Annotated in this window: 10 protein-coding genes and 4 tRNA genes; 10 read left to right on the top strand and 4 right to left on the bottom strand. The window is 64.4% G+C overall.

Annotated elements, in window-relative coordinates:
• The first annotated feature begins 24 nt into the window (after window positions 1-24).
• Window positions 25-1,785, top strand: coding sequence for a M14 family metallopeptidase (locus AC56K1_RS14050; protein ID WP_497158454.1), 1,761 nt, complete (start codon window positions 25-27; stop codon window positions 1,783-1,785).
• Between the two features lie 140 nt (window positions 1,786-1,925).
• Here AC56K1_RS14050 and AC56K1_RS14055 read toward each other — a convergent pair whose 3' ends face one another.
• The 4 genes from AC56K1_RS14055 to AC56K1_RS14070 form a co-directional block, all read right to left on the bottom strand.
• A complete protein-coding gene (locus AC56K1_RS14055) occupies window positions 1,926-2,426 on the bottom strand; it encodes a SixA phosphatase family protein (RefSeq protein ID WP_497158455.1) in 501 nt (166 codons plus the stop codon).
• Window positions 2,427-2,508: 82 nt separating this feature from the next.
• Window positions 2,509-3,426: a tRNA 2-thiocytidine(32) synthetase TtcA gene (gene ttcA / locus AC56K1_RS14060; RefSeq protein WP_497158456.1), complete on the bottom strand. Its 918-nt coding sequence runs from the start codon at window positions 3,424-3,426 to the stop codon at window positions 2,509-2,511.
• Entirely contained in the window at window positions 3,423-3,821 is a 399-nt protein-coding gene (locus AC56K1_RS14065; protein ID WP_497158457.1) for a dihydroneopterin aldolase, read from the bottom strand. The genes ttcA and AC56K1_RS14065 overlap by 4 nt, the downstream gene beginning before the upstream one ends.
• A 13-nt stretch (window positions 3,822-3,834) precedes the next feature.
• Entirely contained in the window at window positions 3,835-4,632 is a 798-nt protein-coding gene (locus AC56K1_RS14070; protein WP_497158458.1) for an SDR family oxidoreductase, read from the bottom strand.
• A 59-nt stretch (window positions 4,633-4,691) separates the two neighbouring features.
• On the opposite strand from AC56K1_RS14070, the gene AC56K1_RS14075 reads away from it, so the two are divergent.
• The 9 genes from AC56K1_RS14075 to AC56K1_RS14115 all read left to right on the top strand — a co-directional run bounded on the left by AC56K1_RS14075 (window position 4,692) and on the right by AC56K1_RS14115 (window position 12,529).
• Window positions 4,692-5,840 (top strand): class I SAM-dependent methyltransferase, encoded by a 1,149-nt coding sequence (locus tag AC56K1_RS14075; RefSeq protein ID WP_497158459.1) that lies wholly within the window; start codon window positions 4,692-4,694, stop codon window positions 5,838-5,840.
• Between the two features lie 134 nt (window positions 5,841-5,974).
• Window positions 5,975-6,964 carry a J domain-containing protein gene (locus AC56K1_RS14080; RefSeq protein ID WP_497158460.1) on the top strand — a complete coding sequence of 330 codons (990 nt, stop codon included), beginning with the start codon at window positions 5,975-5,977 and terminating at the stop codon, window positions 6,962-6,964.
• A 163-nt stretch (window positions 6,965-7,127) separates the two neighbouring features.
• A complete protein-coding gene (locus AC56K1_RS14085) occupies window positions 7,128-8,783 on the top strand; it encodes a response regulator (RefSeq protein ID WP_497158461.1) in 1,656 nt (551 codons plus the stop codon).
• A gap of 3 nt (window positions 8,784-8,786) precedes the next feature.
• Window positions 8,787-10,328, top strand: a complete 1,542-nt coding sequence (locus AC56K1_RS14090) for an HDOD domain-containing protein (RefSeq protein WP_497158462.1) — start codon at window positions 8,787-8,789, stop codon at window positions 10,326-10,328.
• Window positions 10,329-10,773: 445 nt separating this feature from the next.
• A tRNA-Tyr gene (locus tag AC56K1_RS14095) sits at window positions 10,774-10,858 on the top strand.
• Between the two features lie 39 nt (window positions 10,859-10,897).
• A tRNA-Gly gene (locus AC56K1_RS14100) sits at window positions 10,898-10,971 on the top strand.
• Between the two features lie 36 nt (window positions 10,972-11,007).
• Window positions 11,008-11,082: transfer RNA gene (locus tag AC56K1_RS14105), tRNA-Thr, on the top strand.
• A 78-nt stretch (window positions 11,083-11,160) separates the two neighbouring features.
• Entirely contained in the window at window positions 11,161-12,351 is a 1,191-nt protein-coding gene (gene tuf / locus AC56K1_RS14110) for an elongation factor Tu (RefSeq protein ID WP_497158463.1), read from the top strand.
• Between the two features lie 102 nt (window positions 12,352-12,453).
• Window positions 12,454-12,529 (top strand) — tRNA-Trp (locus tag AC56K1_RS14115).
• Window positions 12,530-12,536: the final 7 nt, after the last annotated feature.

Below are 12,536 nucleotides of genomic sequence, written 5' to 3' on the forward strand. Positions count from 1 at the left end.
GAACAATTGCCGGAGCTTTCCTCGATGATCCGTCCCGCCTTACTGCTGGCCCTGCTGGCTGCCGTTCCACTCTCCCATGCCGCCCCCAAGCTCACGACCGTCTCGGAACGCTCGGGCTTCCAGGCCACCGGCCGCTACGATGAAGTCATCAAGCTGTGCGGCGACTTCCAGAAGGCCTATCCGAAGCAGGTGAAATGCATCGAGTTCGGAAGGACGCCGGAAGGGCGCCCGATGATGGCGCTGGTCGCTTCGAACACCGGCGCGTTCACGGCGCAGGCGGCGAAGAAGCAGGGACTGCCGGTGACCCTGATCCAGGGCGGCATCCACGCCGGCGAAATCGACGGCAAGGATGCCGGCTTCCTGGCGCTGCGCGAAACCCTCGAGGGCAAGCTCGCGAAGGGCACACTAAGCAAGCAGGTGCTGGTCTTCGTCCCCGTGTTCAACGTGGACGGCCACGAGCGCTTCGGCAAATGGAACCGCCCGAACCAGCGCGGCCCGGTCGAAATGGGCTGGCGCACCACGGCCCAGAACTTCAACCTGAATCGCGACTACGTGAAGGCCGATGCGCCGGAAATGCAGGCGATGTTGAAGCTCGTGAACGCTTGGGACCCGCTGACCTATGTCGACCTGCACGTGACCGACGGCGCCAAGTTCCAGCACGACGTCTCGATCCAGGTCGAGCCGGTGTATACGGGCGACCCGGCATTCCGCCAGGCCGGCCTCGCGCTACGCACCAACGTGATCGCCGATATCGCCAAGCAGGGCTCGACGCCGCAGTCCTACTACATGTCGTTTGCCAAGACCGACGACCCGCAATCGGGCTTCATCGACGGCGCCTCGGACCCGCGCTTCTCGACCGGCTACTTCCCGCTGCGTAACCGGATGACGATGCTGGTCGAGACCCACTCGTGGAAGGATTACCCGACCCGCGTGCGCATCACCCACAACAGCGTGATCTCGGTGCTGGAGCAGGTCGCGAAGCATGGCAAGGAGTGGCAGCAGGCCGCGCTGGCAGCCGATGCCCGCGCCGCCAAGCTGGCCGGGACCCCGGTGGCGCTGAACTACCGCACCACCGACAAAACCACCATGGTCGACTTCCAGGGCTACGAATACACGCGTACGCCCTCCGAGGTCTCGGGCATCCTGATGACCCGCTACGACGAAACCAAACCGCAGGTCTGGCGCGTGCCGCTGCGCGATGAAGTCGTGGCCGACCGCCAGGTGAACGCGCCGCGCGCCGGTTACATCGTGCCGGTAGCCTACGCCGACATCGTCGCGGCCAAGCTGGCGCAGCACGACATCGCTTTCCGCAAGCTGGACAAGGCGCTTCCACAAGCGCAGGTCGAGACTTTCCGCGCCGACAAGGCGGTCTTCGGCGCGACCTCGTTCGAATCGCACCAGCGCCTGACGCTGGAAGGCGCCTGGAAAGTCGAGCCGCGGCTGGTCGCGCGTGGTTCGCTGTTCGTCCCGGTGGCGCAGCCGAAAGCGCGCCTGGTGGTGGCGATGCTGGAGCCGCAGGCGCCGGACTCGCTGCTGGCCTGGGGCTTCTTCAACAACGCCTACGAGCGCAAGGAATACATGGAAGAGTACGTGGCCGAGGACGTGGCGCGCGAGCAGATGGCGGCCGATCCGGCACTGGCTGCGGAATTCAAGCGCCGGGTCGAGAGCGATCCGGCGTTTGCGAAGAATGCGCAGGCAAGGCTGGAGTTCTTTGCCAAGCGCCACGCGTCGTGGGATGAGCGGTTCAACCTGTATCCGGTGCTGAGGACGGATGTCGCGCCCTGATAGTGAAGGGCGTCGAATCCGTCGAACGAACAGCGATTAGCACCATTACCTCAAAGACCGTCATTCCCGCGCATGCGCGGGAATGACGTTGGTTTAGGTGATTGACTTCATCGCCTGCACGACTTCGGTGACGACGTCGATCACGGCGTCGTAAACAACACCGTATTCACCGCACCGCCCACCCCTGGCGTCAGCTGATACAGCCGGTCATACTCGTTATCCCCGATATCCGCCCCCGGCGCCCCGCCGAACAGCCGCACCAGCTCGGGCAGGGTATTCGAATGCCCCACCACCAGCACCGCACCGCTCAAGCCCTTCACCTTCTCCACCAGCGCCTTCGGATTGCGCGGATCGTAGACCTGCACGGCCAGCCCGGTTTTCTGCGCCAGCGGCTCCGCAGTCTGGCGTGTGCGATTGGTCGGCGTATGGAAAATGCCGGTGATACCCACGCGGTGCAGCAAGGTGGCCACATGCTGCGCCCGCGCCCGGCCCTGTGGGGACAGCTCCGGGTCGCCGCTCTCGCTCATCTTCTCGCCATGGCGCACCAGGTAGATGGCGCTCGGCTCGGCCATCGCGGCGACAGGGGCAAGCAGGGCCAGGCTCAGGGACAGGTGGCGGAACAGGCGGGCAGGCAGTTTCATTGGGATCCTCTTATCGATCGGGACGAAAAAAAAGGCAGGGTAGCATGCCCCTGCCTGTTCCTGCGACGTCGCGCCTTCGCGATTACAGCTGGGTCAGCGAAATCGTGTTCGCCGCCGGCGTCGAGCACGGCTCCTCGTCAAACGCGATATCGCCCAGCGGATTCGGCACCCCATCCGTCTTCAGGTCCATGAACCCGAACAGATTGCGGTCCTGCAGGTGAGACGGCACCACGGTCGACAGCGACGAGAAGATGTTGTCCACGCGCCCCGGGTGCGTCTTTTCCCAGCCGCGCAGCATCGCCTTGATTTGCTTCCTCTGCAGGTTTTCCTGCGAGCCGCACAAATCGCACGGGATGATCGGGAAGCCCTTCACTTCGGCATAGCGCTCGGTATCGGCTTCCTTCACATAGGCCAGCGGGCGGATCACCATGTGCTTGCCGTCGTCGGAGACCAGTTTTGCCGGCATCCCCTTCAGCTTCCCGCCGAAGAACATGTTCAGGAAGAAGGTTTCGAGGATGTCATCTCGGTGGTGGCCGAGGGCGATCTTGTTGCAGCCGAGTTCATCCGCCACGCGATACAGGATGCCGCGGCGCAGGCGCGAGCACAGCGAGCAGGTGGTCTTGCCTTCCGGGATCAGGCGCTTGACGATGCTGTAGGTGTCCTGGTTTTCGATGTGGTAGTCCACGCCGAGCTTGTCCAGGTAGGCCGGCAGGATGTCGGCCGGGAAGTTCGGCTGCTTCTGGTCGAGGTTCACCGCGACGATGTCGAAGTGGATCGGCGCGCGCTCGCGCAGGGTCAGCAGGATGTCCAGCAGCGCATAGCTGTCCTTGCCGCCCGACAGGCAGACCATCACCTTGTCGCCGTCTTCGATCATGTTGAAGTCGCCGATCGCCTGGCCCACGAGGCGGCACAGGCGCTTGTGCAGCTTGTTGTTCTCGTGGGCGATCTTTTCCATCGTCTTGGCGCTCACGCCCAGCTGGTCGAGGTCTGCTTCGCTCATGCTTCTTCCTTCACCTGGAACACTTCGCAGCCCACGCCTTCGCAGTCCGGGTAGACGTCCGGCTTCATGGTCGAGACGCGCGCGCCGCGTACACGTGGATGGGTCAGCATGGCCTTGACCACGTCGTCGCACAGGGTTTCCTGCAGGTGGATGTGGCCTTTCGAAACCCGCTTGGCGATGGTGTCGCGCATGAAGTCGTAGTCGACCACTTCCGACAGCTGGTCGGCCTTCGGGGTCGATTGCTCGAGCGGGATGAACAGGTCGACGTTGATCAGGACGCGCTGTTCCGCCTTCTTTTCGAAGTCATGCACGCCGATATTGATCATCACTTCGTAATTGCGCAGGAACAGCCGGCGGCAATCGCGCAAGCTCGGGTGGGTCAGGGCGGACAGCATAATGAAGCCTTATTTATGAATGGTTACTGTTTGGTTCGGTCAGGAACATCACGTCGCGGTGTGACGGCTGCAAGTGCTGGCCGCCGTCGACCAGCAAGGTGGTGCCGGTCAGGGCACGCGCGCCGGCAGCGTAGACAACGGCGTCGGCGATGTCCTGTGGGGTCGAGGAACGGCCCAGCGGCGTCTGCCGGTGCGCCTGCATGAAGCCTTCCTCGGTCTGCTCGCCCGACACCATCGTGATGCCGGGCGCGACGCCCACCACGCGCACCGAAGGCGCCAGCGCCTGGGCCAGCATCGTGGTGGCCGCATGCAGCGCCGCTTTCGACAGCGTGTACGACAGAAAATCCGGGTTGAGATTGTACAGTTTCTGGTCCAGCAGGTTGATCACCACGGCTTGGGCCCCCGCTGGTGTCGCGGCGTGCAAGGCCTGCGCCAGCAGCAGGGGCGCTGCGACATTCGCGCCCATGTGGGCGGCCAGCAGGGCCGGAGAGAAGGCCGTGGCACTGTCGTATTCAAACAACGATGCGTTGTTCACCACGCAAGTAACCAGGCCCAGTTCCGTCGCCACGCGCCCCGGCAGGGCACGCACCGCGGCTTCATCGAGCAGGTCGCACCCGAACAGTGCGGCGCGCCGGCCGAGCGCGCGGACGGCATCGACCGTCTCGCGCGCTTCGGCTTCCGAATGGCGGTAATGCACGGCCACGTCCCAGCCGCCAGCCGCCAGGCCGAGCGCGATCGCGCGGCCCAGGCGCCGGCCGGCGCCCGTCACGAGCGCGACCTTCGGCGAGGAAGTGGGAACGGACTGCGTCATCGTCAAACCTGTACAGGGCGTAAATGGTTGGTATGGGCTGATTTCGCTACAATGCCGGCATGTCCCTGCCCGCACCCGCTCCCGACGCACTCGCCGCGTCCCACTCCCTGCAACAACTGATCGCCGCCGAGATCGAACAGCTCGGCGGGGCGATGGCGTTTTCGCGGTTCATGGAACTGGCGCTGTATGCGCCCCGGCTCGGGTATTACAGCGGCGGAGCGTCCAAGCTGGGAGCCAGCGGCGATTTCACGACGGCGCCGGAAATCTCGCCCCTGTTCGGGGCTAGCTTGGGGCGCGCGGCAGCCGCTATTATCGCGCAAAGCGCGCCCGACATCATCGAATTCGGCGCCGGCACCGGCAAGCTGGCGCGCGACGTGCTCACCGCGCTCGAGCGCATGGGCGTGACGGTCAATTCGTACACCATCATCGAATTGTCCGGCGAGCTGCGCGCGCGCCAGCAGGAAGCCCTGAAGGATTTGCCGCAGGTACGCTGGGTCGATGGCTTCCCGGACAGCTTCAGCGGCGTGGTGCTGGCCAACGAGGTGCTCGACGCCATGCCGGTCGAGCTGGTCATCCGCAAGGATGGTAATTGGCGGCGCCAGATGGTGACGGTCGAAGAGGGCAAATTCGCTTTCGTGCAGCAGCCGCTCCCCGAGCAGCTGGCGCTCCAGCTGATGCGCCAGATCCCCGATGCCGACCACCTGCCGGAAGGCTATGTCACCGAAATCCACCCGGTGGCCGAAGGCTTCATGGCTTCGCTGGCCGGCATGATGAAGCACGGCCGCGGCGCCGCCATCCTGGTCGACTACGGCTTCCCGGCGCGCGAGTTCTACGTCGACCAGCGCACGGGCGGCACCCTGATGTGCCATTACCGCCACCATGCCCACCCGGATCCCTTCTACCTGCCGGGCCTGCAGGACATCACCGCCCACGTCGATTTCACGGCGATGGCGCTGGCTTCCCAGGATGCCGGCCTGCCGGTGCTGGCCTATATGAACCAGGCTTCCTTCCTGCTGGCCTGCGGGATCGGCGACCTGCTGCTCGAGACCGATCCGCAGGATGCGCTGCGTTACCTGCCGCAGGCGAGGGCAATGCAGAAGCTGGTGTCGCCGGCCGAAATGGGCGAGCTGTTCAAGGTGCTGGTGGTGGGGCAGGGCGTCGACTTGCCGGACGCAATCGTACAGGCGGACCGTACCCATCGCCTGTAGAATTTTTGACATCTTGCGCTCTGGATACAAATCCGGCTAAGCTGTACCACCCTGCTGCGGAGCCCGGCAACGGATCGGCTGTAGAATCGGCTTGAAAATCGACGCGACGGCGAGAACAGCGTACACGAGACACCATGGCCAAGATTCACACCCACTATGACAACCTGAAGGTCGCGCGCGGCGCGCCGGGGGAAGTCGTGCGTGCGGCATACAAGGCCCTCAGCCAGAAATACCATCCCGACAAGAATCCGGGCGACGAGAAGGCCGCCCGCATTATGGCGATCGTCAATACCGCCTACAACACCCTGTCCGACCCGGTGCGCCGCAAGGAGCACGACGAGTGGATCGCTTCCGAAGAATGGGAAGTCGAGTGGCTGGAAAGCAGCGGCGCCGAGGAAGGCGCCCCCCGTACCCGGCCCGACAGCTGGGAGCCGCGCACGCCGGAAGCGCGTCCCCGCGCCAGCCTGCTGCGCGATCCGCGCTGGTGGCTGGGACTGGCAAGCTGCTTCGTGGCCGGAGCCGCCGCGGCAGTCTTCCTGGTGGAACCGACGCGCGCCAAGCTGCCGGCCGCGCTGGCCTGGGCCGGCAAGCCCGATCCGGTGGCGGTCGAGCGTCCCGAGCGTCCCGAGCGCACGGACCGTCCCGACGAGCTCGGCACCGACGCCAGCACCGAAGGCTGGGCGCGCCGCTTCGGCGGCGAGGGCAAGGAGCCGCCGCCCGAGATCAAGGCGCTGGCCGTGACCCAGCTGGTGGTGCCGGCCCATGCGCCCGATTGCGCCACCGATTTGCAGACCCTGAGCGCCCCGAGCGGCGATCCGTGGCCGGCCGAGTCCGGCTACCTGCCGGGCTACCCCTACGGCAATGGCGGCAGCGAGATGCAAGTCGTGGTCGACAACAGCGCGAATGCCTCGCCGATCTTCGTCAAGCTCTACGACCTCGACCGCCGCTCGAACGTGCGCCACGCCTACGTCCTGCCGCGCACGACTTTCCTGATCGACAAGCTCGCGGCGGGAAAATACGAAGTCCGTTACCAGAACATCATCATCGGCGGGGCCAAGTCGGAATGCCTGAACGGCCGCCGCGCACCGCTGCGCCAGGCCGCCGCCTTCGGCCCGGGCGGCTGAGCGCCAGCTGCGCTGTCTCTTTTCCCCCGCATCGGCAGCCGGTTTGACCGGTGTCTTTACCCAATTCAACTATTTTGTTCCCCAGCCGTAATATACTGGGCCGACGCAGCCAGCCCATGCAGCGACTGCCTCACGCCCAACGCAGGCCAACGGAAAACCTGGAATGAACGAACTGGAAGGCCTCACGGCCCTGATCATCGAGCCCCACTCGGGCATGCGTGCCAATGTGCACAGCATGCTGAACATGTGCGGCCTGACGAAAATCGAGCATGCCAGCTCGTCGAACCAGGCGGTCAAGCACCTGACCCTGCGCAGCTTCGACCTGATCCTGTGCGAATACGACCTCGAAGGCGGCCAGGACGGCCAGCAGCTGCTGGAAGACATGCGCCACCACAAGCTGATGCCCCTTAGCACCATGTTTTTCATGGTGACCGCCGAAGGCAACCACAGCAAGGTCGTCAGCGCCGCCGAGCTGGCGCCGACCGACTACGTGTTAAAACCGTTCACCGCCGACCGCCTGCTCGAGCGCATCGCCCGCGCACTCGACAAGCGCGCCGCCTTCATGCCGGTGTACACCCTGATGGAAGCAGGCGACCAGCGCGACGCGGTCGGCGCCTGCATCGAAGGCGAGACGCTGCATCCGCGCTATTCGGTCGACTTCCTCCGCTTGCGCGCCGAGCTGCACATGTTCCTGGGCGAGCCGGAGCAGGCCGAGCCGATCTACCGCCAGCTCATCGACGTCAAGGCAATCGCCTGGGCGCGCCTGGGCCTGGCCAAGACCTTGTTCCTCCGCAAGCAGTTCGACGAGGCCAAGGGCCTGCTGGAAGAGCTGGTCGACACCAACAAGAATTTCGTCGATGCCTACGACTGGCTGGCGCGCACCCATTCGGCCGTCGGCGACCTGGCCAAGTCGCAGGCCGTGCTGACGGAAGCGGTAGCGGTGTCGCCGCATGCCGTGCGCCGCCTGCGCACCCTGGGCGAAACGGCGGCCGAGGCCGGCGACCTGGAGGCGGCGGAAACAGCGCTCAAGCAGGTGGTGAACAAGGCCAAATACTCCGAATTCCGCGATCCGGAAGACCACGTGCGGCTGGTGCGCACCCTGGTGAAGAAGGGCGACCCGGTGGCTGCCGCCGCCATGGTCCGCGACCTCGACCGCTCGATGGGCGGGCGCGCCAACACCACCCTGTGCAGTGCGATCTCGTCGGCGATGCTGCACGAGTACACCGGCAACGAGGCGCGCCTGAACGAGGCCTTGACGACGGCCCTGGGCGCCTGCAGGGATGCGCCGGCCTTGTCGTCCGACCTGAAGCTGGAGCTGGCGCGCACCTGCCTGGAAAACAACATGGAAGAGGGCGGCGCCGAGCTGGTGCGCGAAGTCATGCGCAATGCCGCGAACGATGCCGGCATGGCGCGCGCCATGGGTGTGCTGGAAAAGGCCGGCTTCCCGGACCTGGCGCGCACGCTGGCGCAGGAAAGCCGCCAGCACGTGGTCGACCTGGTCGCCGATGGCGCCGCGCGTGCCCGCAGCGGCGACTTCCGCGGCGCCGTCACCATGATGCTGGAAGCGACGGGCAAGCTGCCGAACAACCCCTCGGTGGCCTTCAATGCCGCGCTGGCGGCCCTGCGCTGCATCGAGCACGACGGCTGGGACGACAAGCTCGGCCAGCAGGTGACCGGCCTGATCGGCAATGTGCGCAAGCTCGACCCGGGCAATCCGAAGCTGGGCGCGCTGGCGGCGCTGCACCACCAGCTGCTGAAGAAATACGAGCGCAATGCGCAGGGCCGCGTCGTCAAAGCACCGGTACAGAAAGCAGGCTGATCGATGTCCGACCCTGCACTGCCGCCGGAAGGCGTGACCCGCCGCGTGCGCGCCGCCCTGATGCACAAGGTTTGCGGTGACGAGGAAATGTTCGCACTCGGCGCCTCGATCGCGCGCGTGGTCGAAATGGCATCGAGCGACGACCAGGGCACCCACGACCTGGCCTATTACGTGGTGTCCGACCCGGCGCTGACCCAGCGTATCCTGCGCCTGTCCAACACCATCCAGTACCGCACCATTTCCGGCACGGCGGTGACGACGATCTCGCGCGCGATCTCGCTGCTGGGCTTCGATAACGTCAAGACCACCGCGCTGGCGATGTTGCTGGTCGACGCGCTCGACAGTTCCGAACACGCCGACAGCGTGCGCATCGAGCTGGAAGCGGCGCTGTGCGCCAGCCTGGTAGGGCGCGAGATGGCGCGCCACAGCTTCTTCCAGGGTGCCGAGGAAGCGGCGATCTGCGCGTTGTTCAAGAACATCGGTCCGCTGCTGGTGGCCAGCCACGAGCACGACCGCTACCGGGAGATCGGGGCGCTGGTCCAGGGCGGCAAGCACACAGTCGGCCAGGCCTCGCAGATGATCCTGGGCGCCAGCTACGACATGCTGTCCCAGGCCGTGCTGGCCGAATGGAAAATCCCGGACGTCATCGTGCGCGCCCAGGCCGCCCTCCCTTTCACGCCGGTGCGGGTGGCGGCGAACCGCGGCGAATGGATGCGCCAGGTCGCCTCCTTCGGCCTGGACGTGGCACGCCTCCTGGCCAAGACCCACGAGCCGGCCGGCTCGCCGGACGCCGTGGCGCTGCTGGGCCGCTATGGCGCCGCGCTCGACCTGGACAAGGCGCGCATGGAGGCGCTGCTGGAGGCGGTGCAGGAAGGCATGCGCGGCCTGATGGAGAGCATGAACCTGCAGCCGGCGCCCAAGACCGAGGCGCAGGACGCGAAAGGCGGCCTGCCCAATGTGCTGCTGCTGGCCACGCTGGACGCGGGCGAGGAAGAGCAGGGCGGCTTCCACCCGAGCGGCAAGCCGAAGAACGCGCGCGACCTGCTCCTGGCCGGCGTGCAGGACGTGACGCAATTGCGCGCCTCCGGGCAGGGCAAGGTCAACGACGTGGTGCTGGCGGTACTCGAGACCTTGTACGGCGCGCTGGGTTTCCGCTTTGCGACAGTCTGCCTGAAGGATGCCCGCAGCAACCAGTTCCGCGCCCGGGTGGCGCTGGGCGAAGACAGCACGCGCCTGCAGGCCGGCTTTGCCTTTCCTGTCGCAACGGGTCGCGACCTGTTCCACCTGGCCATGGACAACGACGCCGACCTGATGATCTCGGACGCGGCCAGCCCCAAGATCCGCGACCTGCTGCCCGACTGGCACCGCAAGCTGCTGCCCGACGCCAAAAGCTTCATCGTGCTGCCGCTGGTAGTGGGCAAGGCCCAGCTCGGCATGTTCTATGCGGACCGCACGATGGAGGCGCCGGAAGGCGTGCCGCCGGACGAGACCGCGCTGATCAAGGCGCTCAAGGGGCAGGTGCTGGCGGCGCTGGGGCAGGGGTAAGCCCACGGGCCGCCTGTTTTCGCACGCACTCCCCCATCATTCTTTCCACCAACACCCTAAAATCCGTCATTCCCGCCACTGACGGCAATGACTCCCGGCGCAGGCCGGGAGCCAATTCCGTAAGGCAGTTACTAGCGCCGAGCGCAGCCGCTAACGGTGCGCGCAAAACCTGGATTCCCACCTTCGCGGGAATGACGGTCTTGAGGCTAACGGATGAAAAAACTGCTTCAAAGCCAGCTCCGTGCGCCCTGCAAACGCCCGGCCAGCCCTCAGCCAGCCACTTTCCCCATCTTTCCCTGCAATTCCCGCGAAATCACCCTTGTGGTTTTGCATCCTGACCGTTACAATCACGCCCCGAAGCAACGCTGCTATGCGATGCAGACAAAGTCTGCGGAAACATAGTTGACACTACGTTGAGCTTGCTTCATACTCTGCGGTTCTTCGCGGTGGGGTGGCCGAGTGGTTAAAGGCAGCAGACTGTAAATCTGCCCTCTCTGAGTACGCTGGTTCGAATCCAGCCCCCACCACCAAAAAGAAGAGTCGTGAAGACGAATTGATAGTTGTACCTCGCGGGTGTAGCTCAATGGTAGAGCAGAAGCCTTCCAAGCTTACGACGAGGGTTCGATTCCCTTCACCCGCTCCAGTGTTCGCGGTGCAAGTAGAAAACCGCAAAAAACAAGCCCTTTTAGCTCAGTGGTAGAGCACTCCCTTGGTAAGGGAGAGGCCACGTGTTCAATCCACGTAAAGGGCACCAGAATTCAAAAAACGGCAGTGCGCTGTACTGCCCGTCAGGTGTGCCTGGTAATTCTCAAAATATCGTTAGGAGTCTCAAATGGCAAAAGGTAAATTCGAACGGACCAAGCCGCACGTCAACGTCGGCACCATCGGTCACGTTGATCACGGCAAAACCACCCTGACGGCAGCAATCGCAACCGTCCTGTCGAAGAAATTCGGCGGCGAAGCAAAAGCATACGACCAGATCGATGCAGCTCCAGAAGAAAAAGCACGCGGCATCACCATCAACACCGCGCACGTCGAGTACGAGACCGAAAACCGTCACTACGCGCACGTCGACTGCCCAGGCCACGCCGACTACATCAAGAACATGATTACCGGTGCTGCGCAGATGGACGGCGCGATCCTGGTGTGCTCGGCCGCTGACGGCCCAATGCCACAGACCCGCGAGCACATCCTGCTGGCGCGTCAGGTCGGCGTTCCATACATCATCGTTTTCCTGAACAAGTGCGACCTGGTCGACGACGCAGAACTGCTGGAACTGGTCGAAATGGAAGTCCGCGAGCTTCTGTCGAAGTACGAGTTCCCAGGCGACGACCTGCCAATCATCAAGGGTTCGGCACGTATGGCCCTCGAAGGCAAGCCGGGCGAGATGGGCGAAGACTGCATCATCGCCCTGGCGCATGCACTCGACACCTACATCCCGACGCCAGAGCGCGCTGTTGACGGCGCCTTCCTGATGCCAGTGGAAGACGTGTTCTCGATCTCGGGTCGCGGCACCGTCGTTACCGGTCGTGTCGAGCGCGGCATCATCAAGGTCGGCGAAGAAATCGAAATCGTCGGCATCATCGACACCGTCAAGACCATCTGCACCGGCGTGGAAATGTTCCGCAAGCTGCTGGACCAGGGTCAAGCTGGCGACAACGTCGGCCTGCTGCTGCGCGGTACCAAGCGTGAAGACGTCCAGCGTGGTCAGGTCCTGGCAAAGCCAGGTTCGATCAAGCCGCACAACCACTTCACCGGCGAGATCTACGTTCTGTCGAAAGATGAAGGCGGCCGTCACACCCCGTTCTTCAACAACTACCGTCCGCAGTTCTATTTCCGTACCACCGACGTGACCGGCTCGATCGAGCTGCCAGCGGACAAGGAAATGGTCATGCCAGGCGATAACGTGTCGATCACCGTCAAGCTGATCAACCCGATCGCGATGGAAGAAGGCCTGCGTTTCGCTATCCGCGAAGGCGGCCGTACCGTCGGCGCCGGCGTGGTTGCCAAGATCCTGGGCTAATAAGCCACGGAAAGAGGGAGGCGGTGACCCGTTTCCCTCGAACAGCATTGTCAGGCTGCGAACGCATACTGTATAATGCTGGATTCAGCGAGAAGTTTTCGTAGGGGTGTAGCTCAATTGGCAGAGCGTCGGTCTCCAAAACCGAAGGTCGCGGGTTCGATTCCCTCCGCCCCTGCCACCGATTC

It is taken from the genome of Telluria sp. ZB4P37 (assembly GCF_059685855.1).

Excerpts from the sequence above, each read along its gene's own strand:
- AC56K1_RS14050 (WP_497158454.1), top strand. The coding sequence starts at position 25 with ATGATCCGTCCCGCCTTACTGCTGGCCCTGCTGGCTGCCGTTCCACTC.
- AC56K1_RS14055 (WP_497158455.1), bottom strand. The coding sequence starts at position 2,426 with ATGAAACTGCCTGCCCGCCTGTTCCGCCACCTGTCCCTGAGCCTGGCC.
- ttcA (WP_497158456.1), bottom strand. The coding sequence starts at position 3,426 with ATGAGCGAAGCAGACCTCGACCAGCTGGGCGTGAGCGCCAAGACGATG.
- AC56K1_RS14065 (WP_497158457.1), bottom strand. The coding sequence starts at position 3,821 with ATGCTGTCCGCCCTGACCCACCCGAGCTTGCGCGATTGCCGCCGGCTG.
- AC56K1_RS14070 (WP_497158458.1), bottom strand. The coding sequence starts at position 4,632 with ATGACGCAGTCCGTTCCCACTTCCTCGCCGAAGGTCGCGCTCGTGACG.
- AC56K1_RS14075 (WP_497158459.1), top strand. The coding sequence starts at position 4,692 with ATGTCCCTGCCCGCACCCGCTCCCGACGCACTCGCCGCGTCCCACTCC.
- AC56K1_RS14080 (WP_497158460.1), top strand. The coding sequence starts at position 5,975 with ATGGCCAAGATTCACACCCACTATGACAACCTGAAGGTCGCGCGCGGC.
- AC56K1_RS14085 (WP_497158461.1), top strand. The coding sequence starts at position 7,128 with ATGAACGAACTGGAAGGCCTCACGGCCCTGATCATCGAGCCCCACTCG.
- AC56K1_RS14090 (WP_497158462.1), top strand. The coding sequence starts at position 8,787 with ATGTCCGACCCTGCACTGCCGCCGGAAGGCGTGACCCGCCGCGTGCGC.
- tuf (WP_497158463.1), top strand. The coding sequence starts at position 11,161 with ATGGCAAAAGGTAAATTCGAACGGACCAAGCCGCACGTCAACGTCGGC.